This window comes from Cytobacillus sp. QJM3NY_8, assembly GCF_056173585.1.
The window spans coordinates 3915812-3931259 of record NZ_CM149681.1 but is presented as its reverse complement, the minus strand read 5'-3'; the positions used below and the strand labels follow the sequence as shown (position 1 = coordinate 3931259).

18 protein-coding genes and 1 other annotated feature are annotated in these 15448 nt (G+C 43.2%); of the genes, 9 read left to right on the top strand and 9 right to left on the bottom strand.

The genetic code is table 11. The features are described 5' to 3' along the window. Positions 1 to 44: 44 nt before the first annotated feature. The 4 genes from AC0VZ9_RS20270 to proC all read right to left on the bottom strand — a co-directional run bounded on the left by AC0VZ9_RS20270 (position 45) and on the right by proC (position 4872). Positions 45 to 1378, bottom strand: a protein-coding gene (locus AC0VZ9_RS20270; RefSeq protein ID WP_475396666.1) for an IS3 family transposase whose coding sequence is annotated in 2 segments (ribosomal slippage) — positions 45 to 1006 and positions 1006 to 1378 — 1335 coding nt in all. Because the reading frame shifts where the segments join, the coding sequence is not laid out codon by codon here. A 337-nt stretch (positions 1379 to 1715) separates the two neighbouring features. Beyond that, positions 1716 to 2735 carry an NADPH dehydrogenase NamA gene (gene namA, locus AC0VZ9_RS20265; protein WP_009332856.1) on the bottom strand — a complete coding sequence of 340 codons (1020 nt, stop codon included), beginning with the start codon at positions 2733 to 2735 and terminating at the stop codon, positions 1716 to 1718. Positions 2736 to 2832: 97 nt separating this feature from the next. Further along, the gene (locus AC0VZ9_RS20260; protein ID WP_475396665.1) at positions 2833 to 3972 is read right to left on the bottom strand and encodes a glycosyltransferase family 2 protein; all 1140 of its coding nucleotides are present in this window, start codon (positions 3970 to 3972) and stop codon (positions 2833 to 2835) included. A gap of 69 nt (positions 3973 to 4041) precedes the next feature. Beyond that, positions 4042 to 4872, bottom strand: coding sequence for a pyrroline-5-carboxylate reductase (gene proC / locus AC0VZ9_RS20255; RefSeq protein ID WP_019380214.1), 831 nt, complete (start codon positions 4870 to 4872; stop codon positions 4042 to 4044). Positions 4873 to 4939: 67 nt separating this feature from the next. Continuing rightward, positions 4940 to 5188, bottom strand: a binding site (T-box leader). 360 nt (positions 5189 to 5548) lie between these two features. Between proC and AC0VZ9_RS20250 the strand changes: the two genes are divergently transcribed. Continuing rightward, on the top strand, positions 5549 to 6523 hold the full coding sequence (locus tag AC0VZ9_RS20250; protein ID WP_019380216.1) for an MBL fold metallo-hydrolase: 975 nt from the start codon (positions 5549 to 5551) through the stop codon (positions 6521 to 6523). A 1-nt stretch (position 6524) separates the two neighbouring features. Then, positions 6525 to 7319 (top strand): SDR family NAD(P)-dependent oxidoreductase, encoded by a 795-nt coding sequence (locus tag AC0VZ9_RS20245; protein WP_009332852.1) that lies wholly within the window; start codon positions 6525 to 6527, stop codon positions 7317 to 7319. A gap of 37 nt (positions 7320 to 7356) precedes the next feature. Here AC0VZ9_RS20245 and AC0VZ9_RS20240 read toward each other — a convergent pair whose 3' ends face one another. Continuing rightward, complete coding sequence (locus AC0VZ9_RS20240) at positions 7357 to 7563, bottom strand: YqzH family protein (protein ID WP_009332851.1); 207 nt, start codon at positions 7561 to 7563, stop codon at positions 7357 to 7359. Positions 7564 to 7802: 239 nt separating this feature from the next. Between AC0VZ9_RS20240 and AC0VZ9_RS20235 the strand changes: the two genes are divergently transcribed. From AC0VZ9_RS20235 to AC0VZ9_RS20225, 3 genes are all read left to right on the top strand, one after another. Further along, on the top strand, positions 7803 to 9062 hold the full coding sequence (locus AC0VZ9_RS20235) for a Y-family DNA polymerase (protein ID WP_009332850.1): 1260 nt from the start codon (positions 7803 to 7805) through the stop codon (positions 9060 to 9062). Between the two features lie 14 nt (positions 9063 to 9076). Then, positions 9077 to 9412 (top strand): YolD-like family protein, encoded by a 336-nt coding sequence (locus AC0VZ9_RS20230; protein WP_019380329.1) that lies wholly within the window; start codon positions 9077 to 9079, stop codon positions 9410 to 9412. Between the two features lie 79 nt (positions 9413 to 9491). Continuing rightward, positions 9492 to 9650, top strand: coding sequence for a hypothetical protein (locus AC0VZ9_RS20225; RefSeq protein WP_019380330.1), 159 nt, complete (start codon positions 9492 to 9494; stop codon positions 9648 to 9650). Between the two features lie 19 nt (positions 9651 to 9669). On the opposite strand, the gene AC0VZ9_RS20220 is transcribed toward AC0VZ9_RS20225, so the two are convergent. Then, positions 9670 to 9888: a CDGSH iron-sulfur domain-containing protein gene (locus AC0VZ9_RS20220; RefSeq protein WP_009332847.1), complete on the bottom strand. Its 219-nt coding sequence runs from the start codon at positions 9886 to 9888 to the stop codon at positions 9670 to 9672. Positions 9889 to 10002: 114 nt separating this feature from the next. On the opposite strand from AC0VZ9_RS20220, the gene AC0VZ9_RS20215 reads away from it, so the two are divergent. Both AC0VZ9_RS20215 and AC0VZ9_RS20210 read left to right on the top strand, forming a co-directional pair. Next, on the top strand, positions 10003 to 10329 hold the full coding sequence (locus AC0VZ9_RS20215; protein ID WP_009332846.1) for an iron-sulfur cluster biosynthesis family protein: 327 nt from the start codon (positions 10003 to 10005) through the stop codon (positions 10327 to 10329). A gap of 191 nt (positions 10330 to 10520) precedes the next feature. Further along, on the top strand, positions 10521 to 11057 hold the full coding sequence (locus AC0VZ9_RS20210; RefSeq protein ID WP_475396664.1) for a hypothetical protein: 537 nt from the start codon (positions 10521 to 10523) through the stop codon (positions 11055 to 11057). 45 nt (positions 11058 to 11102) lie between these two features. Here AC0VZ9_RS20210 and AC0VZ9_RS20205 read toward each other — a convergent pair whose 3' ends face one another. From AC0VZ9_RS20205 to AC0VZ9_RS20195, 3 genes are all read right to left on the bottom strand, one after another. Further along, positions 11103 to 12029, bottom strand: coding sequence for an alpha/beta hydrolase (locus AC0VZ9_RS20205; RefSeq protein ID WP_009332844.1), 927 nt, complete (start codon positions 12027 to 12029; stop codon positions 11103 to 11105). A gap of 124 nt (positions 12030 to 12153) precedes the next feature. Beyond that, on the bottom strand, positions 12154 to 12285 hold the full coding sequence (locus AC0VZ9_RS20200; RefSeq protein WP_019380331.1) for a hypothetical protein: 132 nt from the start codon (positions 12283 to 12285) through the stop codon (positions 12154 to 12156). 117 nt (positions 12286 to 12402) lie between these two features. Further along, on the bottom strand, positions 12403 to 13311 hold the full coding sequence (locus AC0VZ9_RS20195; RefSeq protein ID WP_009332843.1) for a hydroxymethylglutaryl-CoA lyase: 909 nt from the start codon (positions 13309 to 13311) through the stop codon (positions 12403 to 12405). A gap of 192 nt (positions 13312 to 13503) precedes the next feature. On the opposite strand from AC0VZ9_RS20195, the gene AC0VZ9_RS20190 reads away from it, so the two are divergent. Both AC0VZ9_RS20190 and AC0VZ9_RS20185 read left to right on the top strand, forming a co-directional pair. Further along, positions 13504 to 14691 carry an acetyl-CoA C-acetyltransferase gene (locus AC0VZ9_RS20190; RefSeq protein WP_009332842.1) on the top strand — a complete coding sequence of 396 codons (1188 nt, stop codon included), beginning with the start codon at positions 13504 to 13506 and terminating at the stop codon, positions 14689 to 14691. A 61-nt stretch (positions 14692 to 14752) separates the two neighbouring features. Beyond that, positions 14753 to 15442 carry a CoA transferase subunit A gene (locus AC0VZ9_RS20185; protein ID WP_019380334.1) on the top strand — a complete coding sequence of 230 codons (690 nt, stop codon included), beginning with the start codon at positions 14753 to 14755 and terminating at the stop codon, positions 15440 to 15442. Positions 15443 to 15448 lie beyond the last annotated feature (6 nt).

Sequence of the window (15448 nt, the reverse complement as noted above, 5' to 3'; positions counted from 1 at the left end):
ACCTGAAATGTACCCCCATTTACGGACAGTTTATAAAAAAGCGCCTATGCAGCTAATAAGTGGTCCCGGTATTGTACCGGGGTCATTTTATTTAAGCCCCATTGATAACGATGATGATTATATTCTTCGATTACACGATCTACTTCTTTCTTTACATCCTTTATATTATCAAGTGATTTATACTCTGATAAGTCTTTAAAATGTCCAAAGAAACTTTCCATTGGTGCGTTATCCCAACAGTTTCCCTTTCGGGACATTGACTGAGTTAGGCCAAGCTTTTTTACTTTGCTTTGGAATAGAGGATGCGTGTAGTGCATTCCTTGGTCAGAATGCAATATGGCCTCTGGATGAAAGTGGTTGCCAACAGCTGCCTTTAACTTTTTTAACGTTTTATAAACAATATCCATCTCTAAAGACGTGGAAAGGTAGTAGGCAAGAATTTCTTTTGTAGCTCCGTCCTTTACGCAGGATAAATATGCTTTTTGGCCCTTTCCATAATAGAGATAAGTAATATCAGTAAGCAGAACTTTTCCTGGCACTTCCTGATTGAATTCACGGTCAAGAAGGTTAGGGCAGGTTCGATGTTCCTGAGTTGCCTTAGCCATCTTACGATATGGATTGGCTTTCCTTATCTTAGCTACAAGATAATATTTTGCCATTAAACGTCTAATCTTCTTGTGGTTCATTACAGTTGAATAATCATTCTCCATAACCATTTTAATCTGGAGTGCACCTGCTTTTTCTCTTTTGCTTATGAAAATTTCTCGGATTAACTCTATGTCCAATTCATCCTGATCGTCACGTTGTGCCCGTAATGGTGCAGCCTTCAACCAATCATAGTAGCCACTTCGACTGACACCTGCCAGTTCACACAGGTAGGAAACAGCTTTATTTAACTGATGAATTCTGATGGTTTTCTCGATCAACGAAAACTTCTCAGCTGCCGTTAATACCGTTTCTTCTTCAACGCCTGCCTTTCTAACTCTTCCAGCTTTTTTAAGAAGTCATTCTCTGCCTCAAGGAATTTAATTCTTGCTTCAGCTTTTTTTAATTTCTCTTCTACGGAAAGTTGCTTTAAAGAAGGACGCCCGGTACTCCCTTTGCCTCTACGTTCCGTAAGGAAACCTTCCTTTCCAAACCTTTCATATGAATCCCTCCAACGCTTAAGACAACGCTGGGGTTGTTTCTTACCGATCATGTCAAGGTCGAAGCCCTGTTCAATAAAGATTTGCGACGGTGCTTTTCCATTTTTATAATCCGTAACTGCTTTTAGCTTAAACTCAGGACTATAGGAGATTGACCTTTCAGAAGCGCATAAAACATTAGGATTCTTTTCAAGCTCTTTAATTTGAAATTCATTATAAATATTCTTACTCATGTTAATCCTCCGCCCATATTTGTTAAATCTATTGAAACACAAAAAACCCCGGATAGGGGCACTTTTTTATCAGTGTCCGCTATCCGGGGTACATTTCAACCGCCATCCCTTTTCTTTATTTTAATTTCAGAATTTATAACTTTGTATACCTTGAGAGCTGTCTAGCGCAAGCAGCCTGCCCCCTCGAGGTGAGGCCCCACGATGGGGGTCATGCAGACGTTGCCGCAGGTCAAGGAAAGTTGCGGCAGCGATCGCACATCCGAAAGCGGCAGCTTTTTGGGAGGATGTGGCGTTCTTAGTCTGCGTTCCTTCGTGGGCAAGGTGCTTCTGCTTTTCTTTAAATCCAGCCGCGTTCATATTGCTTAGGTGGTTCAATTGCTGCTCCAAGTTCCTTTGCTGCTGTGCGAGGCCAATAAGGGTCCCTCAGCAATTCCCTCGCAATGAAGATTAAATCTGCCCGTCCGTTTTGCAGAATTTCTTCTGCCTGCAGGCCGGATGTAATTAGCCCGACTGCACCAGTCTGAATATTGGCACCTTCCTTAATGGTTTCAGAGAATTTGACCTGGTAGCCCGGGTAGCTATTTATTCTAGCCGGCACTACCGCTCCGGAACTTACGTCAATAAGATCCACTCCCTGCTCCTTCATCCATTTTCCCATTTCTGCATAATCCTCTGCAGTTAACCCCTCATCATGATAATCATGTGCTGATACTCTAACAAACAAAGGCCCACCCCAAACGGTTTTAACTGCTTCAATGACTTCACGGAGGAAACGGTAGCGGTTTTCGGCTGATCCCCCATACTCATCACTTCGTTTATTGCTTAGCGGTGAAAGAAACTCATTGATCAAGTAGCCGTGTGCCGCATGAATTTCAATTACTTCAAAGCCGGCTTTCTTCGCCCTTTCAGCCCCTTTTTTGAATGCCTCCACAGTTTCAGACACTTCTTCTTTTGTCATTTCTTTAGGTGTTTTCATTTTTTCATTAAAAGCAATAGCTGATGGGGCGAGAATTTCCCCTTCGACAGTCGCTTTTCTGCCGGCATGTGCAAGCTGTATCCCAGCTGATGCCCCGTGTTCTTTCATTAGCCCGGTTAATTCTTTCAGGCCTGCGATATGGTCATCGTTCCATATTCCCAGATCCTGCGGAGAAATACGTCCCTGCGGAGTTACAGCAGTTGCCTCCAGGATGATTAATCCCACCTGGCCAACAGCCCGGCTCGTATAATGTGTCCGGTGCCAGTTTTCAACCATGCCGTCTTCATTATGGCTTGAGTACATGCACATCGGTGCCATAACAATTCTGTTCTTAAAGGTGATTCCTTTAATTGTTAAAGGGGAAAAAAGCTTTGTTTCCATAATCAATGCCTCCTTATTTCGCTATCCTAAATATTAAGTATATCAGGCGATTCCGCAAATGAAAAAGAACATGCACTTAGGAAGGTGTTTGCTTACTTCAGCGTTTATTCCTGAGTTCGCTTAATCTATATAATGTACCTCTCCAGACAATGCCGCCCCTTCCAAAGGTTAGAATGCTGGCACGAAGTATGGAATAAATAAACAGGAGAGCTGTAATTGGAAATACAACAAACAGAAGCGGGGAAAATTTGGACATTCTTTTTGTAATAATTGTATAAACAACTGCTAAAAAAATGATGTTTACAAGGCTTAAACTGAAAATAACTTTTTCGGCTGAAAAAATTGTGATAAAGGGAAGCACCTGAGAAATGAATGTGCCGGCAATTGCAAACAGAACCATGCTAACCCGGTAATGAAGGCCTGCAAAAGTATTTTTCTCCAATCCTTTGAAGGCCTCTTTTAAGCTTTCATACCATTCAACTTCAATCAGGTCCATCGCCGTTGCAAATTTCTGTTTGAGGCCATTTTGTTTTATTTTCATTCCAAGCATTAAATCATCATCAGGCCGCATTCTTATTGCTTTATGTGTTCCGATTGCTTCATAGGATTGCCTGGATACCATGTTAAATGCCCCAATGCCAATGCCGGTTTTGGAACGTTGATTGTTCGCCAGCCAGGGGCGTTTATAATAGGAAAAACCGAAAAGAAAAAAAGCAATGAACGTGTTGAGCCAGAAACTCCTTCCCATCAAGCTCGGTGCCGCGGTTAAATGGTCAAGGTCATTCTTACTAAAATAATGAACGGCCCTGCTGAGGGCGTCCTTTTTAAATAATACATCAGCATCTGTGAACAAAATTAATTCCCCTGATGACTCCAAATATCCCATGTAAAGGGCATGGTTTTTTCCAAGCCATCCACTGGGAAGAGTCTTGATATCGATACACTTAACCCTTGAATCACTTTTCTGGAGGCGGTCCATGATGCTTCCTGTGCTGTCGGTTGAACGATCATTGACCAATATCCATTCAATGCGTTTATAGCTTTGCTGCAGCTGGGTTTTTAAGCTCTCCTCAAGCCTGGCTTCTTCATTCCTTGCCGCTGTTATGATAGAAAGAAGAGGGCCATCAGTCATCGTATTGCTATCTTCAAGGCGGTCCAGGCTTTTTAGTCCCAGAACGGCATCAATTAGTACTGCAATCCATACAAGGAGGCTTGCGCTTAATAGAATAGTGAGCATTTGCGTGTTTCTCATCCTTTTTTCATAGTTTGCAATAAGAAGACGTAATTACAGGGGAGATGCCCCTAGCTAAATTTTCACTGTGCTGCTGAAGCTTTGGCCAAGCCGTCTGGATTGGGCTGTCGCTTCCTTGATGCATTCAATAAAGGCTCGCTGCACCCCGTTTGCTTCAAGCACTTTTACACCTGCTTCTGTGGTGCCGCCGGGGCTTGTTACTTCCTTCCTAAGCTGCTGAGGATCCTTGGCCGACCTGGCCAGCATTTCGGCTGCCCCGATGAGGGTTTGGATGATGAATTCTTTCGCCATCTCCTTTTCGAGCCCGATTTCTTCCGCGCTTTTTTCCATGGCTTCTGCAAGATAATAAATATACGCTGGTCCGCTGCCTGACAGACCTGTCACGGCATCGAGCTGACGTTCCTCAACAAACGCTGACTTTCCCACTGTATCAAAAATGCCTCTTACTGCTTCCATCTGTTCTTTGGTCACTCTTTCATTAGCCGATAAGGCGCTCGCTGACTTTCCGACGGCTGCCGATGTATTCGGCATGGCTCTCACGACTGGCAGCTTTTTTTCCGCCAATAGTTCAATGCTTTCGATTGAAACGCCTGCCAGAACAGAAATGATCAGCATATCTTCCTGTAAATAAGGTTTTATTAGAGTAATGGCATCCGCTGCATCTTTTGGCTTCATCGCTAAAATAACCGTTTCAGCCCCCCTGAACAGTTCACTGTGATTATAAGTTGTCTGAACGCCATAGGCTTTTTGCATGGATTGCAGCTTTTCCCTGCTGCATTTGTTTGTGACCCAAATATTGCTGCCGGTTATGAGCCGGCTTTCAATCATTCCTGATATTAACGCTTCTGCCATTGATCCTGCTCCAACAATAACTAATTTTTTCATTTGCTGTTATTCCTCCTTTATTGATCCAAATGCCGGCTGACTAAAATAAAAAAAGCCTTTCCATCCAGTAAAGGACGAAAAGACTATGCTTCCGCGGTACCACCTTCATTGCCTTTCCTTCTGAGTGCAGCATGCCTGCTGCATCCGCTGTCTTTGAAAAGGCATCTCGATCCCGATAACGCCGGGGGTGCGTTTAGGTTTTCCTAACAGCTCATAAGGCAGGTTCAATGGTCAAGTGGACTGTGAAGCCTTTCAGCCGCTGAGCTTCACTCTCTTTCGCCGTTTTCCATTTACTAATCTTATTCATCGCTATTTTCCTGCTGTCCAATAGTGCAGCTTGGTTTGTGAAATCAAATTTTAATTGTGATTATGCAAGAAGACACGCTTATTTGTCAAGCAGTATTTTCCTAAAAAATATTAATAATGTGCAAAAGTTATGTGAAAATAATGACAATTGATAAAAAGAACGGTACACTTATTTTTATATATGAAGATTTCTAAATTATGTTATGGAATTTCGGTAATTTGTACGCATGGCAAATGCTGATATTTTAAGGGTAAAACAAGTTGGTTTATCTAAAGGGCATATGGACTGTATGACTTGGATGGCCTGCGGAAGTATATAAAAAAACAGCTTTATTTTATTTAAATATAGTGATTTAGGGGGATTGTTAAAATGGCAAATTGGAAGAATGGAATTGCAAAGCTTGTTATCCCGACACCTTTTCCTGTCGGTGACGTTAATGTATATGCAGTGAAAGGGGAAAAGCTGACTCTTGTTGATGCCGGCCCTAAAACGGATGAAGCATGGGAAGCCTTAAAATCCCAGCTTAAAGAGCTGAATTTAACTCCCGGTGATTTTGAACAGGTTGTCCTCACACATCATCATCCCGATCATGCCGGGCTGCTTGACTTTTTCCCTGATAATCTCGATTTGTTCGGGCACCGGGTTAACCAAAGGTGGCTGTCCCGGACGGACCAATTTCTAAAATTTCATGATGAATTTTACATAAAACTGTTCAATGAATTTGGGATTCCTGAAAGTTATTTTTCCTTTATAAATAAGATGAAAAAGACTCTGCGCTATTCCTGCAATCGTACTCTGACGGGCGAACTGGAGGAAGGCAGGCAGCCTGAAGGGCTGGACGATTGGACGGTAATGGAGACACCCGGGCATGCACAGAGCCATATAGGTTTGTTCAGGGAGAAAGATGGTGTATTTCTTGGAGGAGACCATTTGCTTGCACACATTTCTCCTAATCCCATCCTGGAGCCGCCGCTTCCCGGCAATACGGAACGGCCAAAGCCGCAGATTCAGTATAATGAGTCGCTGAAAAAGCTGCAGCAGCTTCCAATATCCCTTTTTTACTCTGGACATGGTGAGGATATTACAAATGTGAATGAGTTAATAAACGAAAGGCTTGGCCGGCAGCATGAGCGGGCAATGAAAGTAAAGGCATGGCTCGAGTCCGAATCGCTCACTGTTTTTGAAGTGTGCCGCCGCCTTTTTCCGAAAGTTTATGAGAAGGAGCTTTCCCTGACGATTTCCGAAACGGTCGCTCAGCTTGACTATTTACATTCAATAGGAGAGATTTATATAAATAAAGAGGAGGAAGCATTCTTGTATTCCGCATCAAAAGAGGTGGTTTGATTTGTCAGACAGATTAAAGAATAAAAATGTGATTATTACAGGTGCATCCGGAGGGATCGGGGCCCAGATGGCTGTCCTTTGTGCCGAGAGGGGAGCGAACCTTGTCCTTCTTGCCCGCAGTTTTGACAAATTGCAGGAACTGCAGGCAGATTTGCTGAGGCGTTTTTCAGTGGATGTTTACATACATAAACTTGATGTTTCGGACACTGACGAGGTCTCGGCTGTTTTTTCCGAGGTACTTGCCCGGTTTGATCATATAGATGTTCTTGTGAATAATGCCGGGTTCGGCGTTTTCCGGGAAGCGCATGAAGCAAACGTTGAAGAAATAAAGGGAATGTTTGATGTAAATGTAGTTGGTTTAATGGCTTGCACCAGCATGGTGCTACCGGTGATGAGGAAGCAGAGGAGCGGCCATATTATCAACATCGCCTCACAGGCGGGCAAAATTGCCACACCGAAATCCAGTGTCTATTCCGCAACCAAGCATGCTGTTCTTGGCTATACGAACAGCCTTCGGATGGAGCTGGCTGACAGCAATGTCTTTGTGACTGCTGTTAATCCCGGACCGATTGAGACAAACTTCTTCAATATTGCCGATGAAAAAGGCACATATGTGAAAAATGTCAGCAAATTTATGCTTAAGCCCGAATATGTTGCGCTCAAGGTAGTTAATGCAATGCTCCGGCCGGTCAGGGAAATTAATCTTCCTCGGTGGATGAATGCGGGAAGCATCGTCTATACACTTTTTCCAGGGCTTTTCGAAAAAATTGGAAAACGTGCATTCAATCAGAAATGAAAAGAAGCCGGAGCAATCGCTTTGGCTTCTTTTTCATTCAAAAATATGGTGAACCAGTAATATACCCGTATACCACATCATTTACTATTTCATGCAGCTCGCTGTCTGCTTCTTTATTTTTCTCCTCTATTACTTTATTGAATATCTCTGCAAATTCCCTGCTCTCAAACGAAATGGAATGGCTGTCCTCGTTATATTGCTTTAAACAGTTTTGAACCATTTTATATATCAGTTTTTTGTTCATTATTTTTGCACCTCAAGCTGATTATACTGGCTTCTGGTAATATCGGCACCTGGCAAAAGAACCTGTTTTAAGAAAAAACGCGTAAAATTTCCATTGAAACCGAACGCATATTCGCTTAATATAATGGGTATACATATATAGAACGGATGTTCTTGTTTGTTTTTATTGGATTCAGGAGATGCCGGCCAGCATAAGCAGGTACGGCGCCTTGCGCTTTTCTGAAGGAGGATGTCGATGTCATGGTTGATTACAGCGCAATGCCGAATAATCAAATTTTGTGTGTTGATATGAAGAGCTTTTATGCAAGCTGTTCTGCTGTCATGCTTGGTCTGGATCCTCTTGATTGCTATCTTGTAATTGCCGGGAATGTGGAACGGAAGGGCAGCGTTGTTCTGGCTGCCTCTCCGCGAATGAAAAAAGAGTTTGGGATAAAGACAGGGGCCCGGCTTTTTGAGGTTCCAAATGATCCGCGCATTAGAATTGAGGAGCCGAAAATGGCGACTTATTTAAGAATCTCCACTGAAATCACCAGGGTGTTTAACCGTTATGTCCCCAAGGAAGCCATCCATACCTACAGTGTCGATGAAAGTTTTATAAAAGTAGACGGTGCAGTGCATCTCTGGGGTGATGCCCAGACAATTGCCTGGAAAATAAAAGATGATATTGAACGGGAATTTCAGCTCCCCTGTGCCATAGGAATAGGGCCTAATTTGCTTATGTCAAAGCTCTGCCTGGATCTTGAGGCGAAAAAAAAGGGGGTTGCTGAATGGACGTACGAAGATGTGAAAGCAAAGCTGTGGAATGTATCCCCTTTAAGGGAAATGTGGGGCATCGGCCGCCGTGTTGAAAAGACATTGAATGGAATGGGGATTTTTACAGTTGGACAGCTTGCCCGCTATGATCTGGCTAAGCTTGAAAAAAAGTTTGGGATTATGGGCAATCAGCTCTATCACCATGCATGGGGTATTGATCTGTCGGAAATAGGGGCACCGATCATGGAAGGGCAGATCAGCTTTGGGAAAAGCCAGATTTTACTGAGGGATTATAAAGAGGAAAAGGAAATTAAGCATGTGGTCCTTGAGATGTGTGAGGAAGTGGCAAGAAGGGCCCGCAGCCACCGCAAAGCCGGAAGGACCATCAGTTTTGGCCTTGGCTACAGCCAGGATGAATTTGGAGGAGGCTTTTACCGCTCAAGGACAGTTGACCAGCCAACCAATATTACGATGGATCTTTATCGCGTTTGCCTCGAGCTTTTTGACGAGAATTATGAGGGCAAAACAGTGCGTCAGATTTCCATTTCCCTCGGCAATATTACGGATGACAGCGAAATGCAGCTGAATCTGTTCGATTTGGATGGCTGGAAAAAAAGGGAGCTCGGCTACACAGTGGACCGGATCCGCTCCAAGTTTGGAGGAGGAGCTTTGCTAAGAGCCGTCTCTTATACAAGCGCAGGAACCGCCAAGCACCGTGCGACATTGGTTGGCGGCCATAAAATGTAAAAGGGGGTCAGCTCATGATTCGCGATCGGGGCAGAATAAAATGGACTTCTATGATGCTGCCGGAACATGTAAAGCTCTTGAGAGACTGGGCAGAGGAAGATACGTACGAGCAAAAGCGGGAATTGGATGAGCAGAAATTTGAATATATGAATGAAATTCTTTCGGAGGCAATGGAATTTCAAAAAAGCGTTACACTTACTCATTACAGGAGCAGAAATTATGAACTGGTCATCGGGAGCATCCATTACTGGGATGAACTTGGCCAAAAGCTTCATATTGTTGATCGATTTGGGGAGATTCACCGTATTTCCATTAACGCTATAGCGGATGCGCGGTTCACGGAAGAATAGAGCTGTCTGAACTGGATGAAATTAAAACGGGTAGTTTTTGGGCGCGGGAAGCACCTTAACAGCAGGGGGTGTAAGAAATATGCCTAGAGGAAAAGAACTGGAACAGCTGCCGATGGCTAATATCGCACCAGGGGCAGGAGAAGACAGTACGGACAGGGACCGGGAAATGCTACAGGGGATTGTACAGGATGAAAGAGCAACACCCGCAGGAATAAAAAATGAAAAAAAACGGGGATGACTGTCCCCGTTTTCCACCCTTATTGCTTGTCGTCGAGAGCTTTCTCCGCACGGACACAGGATTGGAAAGTTCCTTTATGAGTGCCGTCACAAAATGGGATTTTTTGGGACCTCCCGCAGCGGCAAAGGGAGAAGGTTTGTTTTGTTTCAAATTTATTGCCATCCATATCAATTAACTCTACATCACCTGTTACACGCAGCGATCCATTATCCATTACTTTAATCTGCGCCTTTGACATATCCAATCATCCTTTCACATTTTGGTGGCTGAATAAGCAACTGTCTCTTTCAGAAGCATGTTATTCCTATCTGTGTTAAAATACAGCATATGCAAAGGGGAGGTAGTTTTAAACATGGAAATTGCATTAACTGAATTGGCGGCTGAAAAATTGTCCGAACGGATTGCCGGCAAAGATGGATTCATAAAACTAAAGTATGATATAGATGGCTGCGGCTGTGTAGTAAGCGGGGTAACGGCTCTCTGGCTTGTTAATGACCTGGATGAAGATGACAGGGAAATTAAAACGAACGCTGGCAGCATATATGCGGAAAAATCAAAGGAAGTATTTTTGGATGACGATTTAACAATAGACTTTTCAGTGAAAGCAAATTGCTTTCAGTTAAAAAGCCCAAATCAGTATTTAAACCCTAGGATGAGCTTTATTGATAAAACAAAATAATGATGTAGCAGGCGGCCGCTGAGGGAAGGCGGTCTTTTTTAATAGGTTACATAGGTAAAAATACCCTTCCAAAATTCTGGAAAATAAGGTTTTAATATATTAGTAAAAGGTTACAGGCTAAATAGAATAACAATAACAAAGATGTTTTGTCATTATTGGTGAAGAGAGAGTGCTGATGGGGGGAGATTCGAATGAAGCAGAAGTTATTTTTGCTGGCGGCAGCTTTCCTGATGCTGTCAGGGTGCAGTACAGCAACAATGGGCCAGGCGATTGATGATGGAATTCCATTCAACGTAAAAGAAGTCTTACATAAAGAAAAAGTAAAAGATGGAGTCATACTGCTGTATTTAACGCAGCAGAATGATGGACAAAACGAGGTCGAGGCCATGGCGGCTGCCTATTTGAAGGGCAGTGACAAAAAAGGCTGGAAAAATGAAGGCCATAACCATTGGGAATATTATGAGAATGAACATATGACCGTTTATAAAGATACTTTTTATGATTACGATAAGGAAGGTAAATTAGAAAACAGATTACCGATTATTTTTGGCGAGATTCAGAGCGGAGATATAAAAAAAGTAGAGGTGGCCGGCAAGGAAGAGAAATTTGAAGAAGCGGCTATTATTAAAAAAGAAAACAAACGCTATTATTTTAAAATGGGAGATTTTCATACTGCAAGAGGGCTGTCGGCAGAGGGCAAGGAAATCATAAAGAGAAAGAAAAATTAGAGGATCCTATATGAAGCAGCTGGCTCACATTGAAGCCAGCTGTTTCTATTGTGATAAAGTATCTTTGCTGCTGACATACTGATCCAAAAACTCGTCGATGACTTTTTCATAATCTTCTCTGTTTTCATTGAAGGATTGGGCATGGATTCCATTGACAGCAAGGTAAAGTTGTTTAGGGCCTTTTTTCTTCTCGTATAAAGCCTCGGACATGGTCGGCAAAATAAAATCATCTTTTTCACTGTGTATGAACAGGATGGGTTTCTTTATATTTTCAATTACAGAAATAGGCGATACATCTGCGATGGAGTATTTCTCACGCATCCGCAGAAATAGATCGGCAACAGGCAAAAAGAGCTTTGGAGACAGCCTCATTTCTGCTTTCAGACGGTAAGCCAGCTGCTCTTTAAAGTCTGAAAAAGGGCAATCGGCGATGTAAAAGTCGGCACCGTCTTCGAGCATTCCCGCATAGAGGATCATTGTAGCAGCTCCCATGCTTTCGCCATGAATGCCAATCTGAATAGTTGGCCCTTTTTCCGCTTTAAGCCAATCAATAATTGCTTTTAAATCAAACTTTTCATAATGTCCGTAACTTGTCGTTCTTCCTCCGGATTCTCCGTGGCGGCGATGATCATAGATAACCGCATTAAATCCCCGGTCCAAAAAAAGGTTCATATATTTAATCGAGTTCATTTTATTTTCCGTAACCCCGTGGGAAATAACAATATAGCGACTATTTTTATGCGGTTCGACAGCCACAGCTTTTAAGTTATAGCCAAATGGGGAGGGAATAAGCACTTCTCTTTTTGGCAGGCTTTCATACTTGATAAGATCAAGTCTGCCGGACTCCTTCTCCCTTTCTAAAATAAAGTCATCTTCCTTCTTTCTCATAAACATAAGCCTATTGGTAAAATAGACGCCGAGTGATGAAAGAAAGAGTACGATGGAAAATAAATAACGTAAAAACCTTCTCAAACCCATCCCTCCATCTTTTTTCTTTATTTTACCATTCCGGATAAAATTAAAACAGAGATGTGAGCCGGGACATGCAGAAATTTCAGAAGGAATCTCGGCATGAAAAAAGCCGCTTTTCGGCGGCTTATTGCTTTGCGTTTTGTCTTTTAGTTGGATGAATTGCCTTTTCTAAATCCTCGGCAGCAATCGTCTGGTTTACTGTATCGGAATTCGGCTTTCCCTTCTGGCTATATCCTTTATCGCGTTTTTGGCTCATCGGATAATCCCCCTTCTAATAGGCTTCAGCTGATTTGAGTTCGTCAGCTGCTTTAGCAGTTGTTTTCATCTAATAAGATGCTATAAGAAAGGGCGTATTATTCATCTTAAGAAGCTGCTATTGAACAGTTTGAGCGTTCAGCCTGAAATAGGTGCTTTCAATCGGCCTGGAAAGATGAGGCTGAACAATTTTTACCGCTTCAAGTAATTGATTAAGATTAACATTGGTTTCAATTCCCATACGCTCTAGCATATACACAACATCTTCAGTTGCCGCATTGCCTGCAGCGCCCGGGGCAAATGGGCATCCGCCAAGTCCTCCGGCGGAAGTATCAAAGCGGTCGACACCTGCCTGTAAGGCTGCAAAAATATTAGTGAGAGCCATTTTTCTTGTGTCATGGAAATGTGCAGTCAGCAGGGTAGTTGGAAACTCTTCTTTTAAACGGGAAAAAAGCCCGTGCGATTCATGGGGAGCAGCCATCCCGATTGTATCTGCCACGCTTAATTCATCAGCCCCTGCGTCAACAAATTGACGGCATAGCCCAACTGTATCTTCAGGGTCGATTGCTCCTTCATACGGACAATGAAATGCCGTAGAGATGCAGGCGCGGACAAAGTAACCTTTCTCCTTCAGTTCTCCGATAATCGGCTTTAGTTCATCCATGCTTTCCTGAGTGGATTTATTAATATTTTTCTTATTAAATGTATTGCTTACACCGACGAAAACGGCAACGGCCCGGCATTCAGTCATATATACCCTTTCAATGCCCTTGCGGTTTGGGGCCAGCACGATATCCCTTGTATTTGCATCAAGGCAATCTGCCGTAATTTCAGCTGCATCCCCCATCTGCGGAACCCACTTAGGAGACACAAATGAAGTAAGCTCCAATTCTGTTAATCCTGCATTTTTTAAACTTCTAATAAAGTCTTTCTTGACTTCGGTGGGTACAAAGGACTTTTCATTTTGCAGTCCATCCCGAGGGCCCACTTCAATGATGGTTACTTTATTTGGAATTGCAAGCGTCATGTTTTCCTCTCCCGTTACATATTTTAGATTGTGCCTGGTAAGCGTTTTCTTAAAAATGTTAAATCCCTTGAATTTATTGTAGTAGGAAAGCATTTTTGATTGCAAGAATAATAAAAATTTTGACAAAATAAAAGGAATTTTGAGATCTTGGCACGAATACAAGCAGAGAGATGTTTTGAAAGGATGAGAGAGATGGCACAAACAGAAGTCGTAATAGTCAGCGCTGTCCGGACAGCAATCGGCAGTTTTAATGGAAGCCTTAAAGACGTATCAGCACCAGAGCTTGGGGCGATTGCGATAAAAGGCGCACTTGAAAAAGCAGGTGTAACCCCGGATCAGATAGATGAAGTAATCCTGGGGAATGTCCTGCAGGCAGGTCTGGGACAGAATCCGGCAAGGCAGGCAGCTCTTAAAGCGGGCCTTCCTGAAAGCGTTTCCGCGATGACGATTAATAAGGTCTGCGGTTCCGGGCTGAAAGCAGTTCATTTAGCTGCACAGGCCATTTTAGCCGGTGATGCAGAAGCGGTGATTGCTGGCGGCATGGAGAATATGAGTCAGGCTCCTTACATACTGAAAAATGCAAGAAATGGCTTTAAAATGGGAGATCAAAAGCTTATAGATTCGATGATATCAGACGGGCTCTGGTGTGCATTTAATGATTACCATATGGGAGTTACTGCTGAGAATCTCTGCTCTAAATACGAGCTGAGCCGGGAAGAACAGGACGAATTCGCAGCAGCCAGCCAGGAAAAGGCGGCAAAGGCAATTGAAGAAGGAAAATTCAATGATGAAATCGTTCCTGTGGAAATTCCTCAGCGAAAAGGGGATCCGATTGTTTTTAATACAGACGAGTATCCAAAAAAAGGGACGAATGCTGAAAAGCTCGCAGGCCTGCGCCCGGCGTTTAAGAAAGACGGCAGCGTAACAGCCGGTAATGCTTCCGGGATTAATGACGGTGCTGCGGTATTGCTTGTTATGAGCAAAAAGAAAGCAGATGCACTTGGACTTAAGCCATTAGTAACGATTAAAGGAAATGCAAGTGCAGGTGTGGATCCAAGCATCATGGGCATTGGCCCTGTTGCTGCGGTAAAAAAAGCTCTTGAAAAGGCTTCTGTTTCCATGGATGAATTGGAGCTTATTGAAGCAAACGAAGCATTTGCAGCCCAGTCGCTCGCAGTTGACAGGGAGCTTCGTTTTAACAAGGAGATTCTGAATGTAAATGGCGGGGCAATTGCGCTCGGACATCCAATCGGCGCAAGCGGTGCAAGAATTCTTGTAACTCTTATTCATGAGATGCAAAAAAGACAGGCGAAAAAAGGCCTTGCAACTCTATGCATCGGCGGTGGCCAGGGGGTAGCCACGGTGGTGGAGCTTGCATAGGAATATCGAAAATAAATGAAAAGCAAAAAAATTGAGTATTTCAATGAAAGGAGTGATTGAAGTGAAGAAAATTTGTACTTCCTTCAGTGAAGCAGTTCAGGAAATTCATGATGGCGCTGTCCTTATGGTTGGCGGCTTCGGTCTGTGCGGAATCCCTGAAAACCTTATTCTTGCTTTAGTTGATAAAGGGGTCAAGGACCTTACTGTCATTTCAAATAACTGCGGTGTTGATGATTGGGGGCTTGGGCTGCTATTAAAAAATAAACAGATTAAGAAAATGGTCGGTTCTTATGTCGGCGAAAACAAAGAGTTTGAGAGACAGGTTCTTTCAGGCGAAATTGAAGTAGAGCTGCTGCCTCAAGGAACGCTGGCGGAAAAAATTCGTGCAGGCGGTGCCGGCATTCCTGCTTTTTATACGCCGGCAGGAGTAGGCACACCGATTGCAGAGGGGAAAGAAACCAAGGTTTTTGACGGCAAGGAATATCTCCTTGAAGAGGCACTGAAAGCAGACTTCAGCCTTGTAAGAGCATGGAAGGGCGATAAAATGGGCAATCTTGTATATCACAAAACTGCCCGGAACTTCAATCCGATGATTGCAGCAGCAGGCAAAGTGACAATTGCAGAAGTGGAGACACTTTATGAAATTGGTGAATTGGATCCTAACTATATTCATACGCCGAGCATCTATGTCCAGTCGCTGATTGAGGGAAAACAGGAAAAGCGCATTGAAAGACTGACTGTGAAGAAATAGATACGG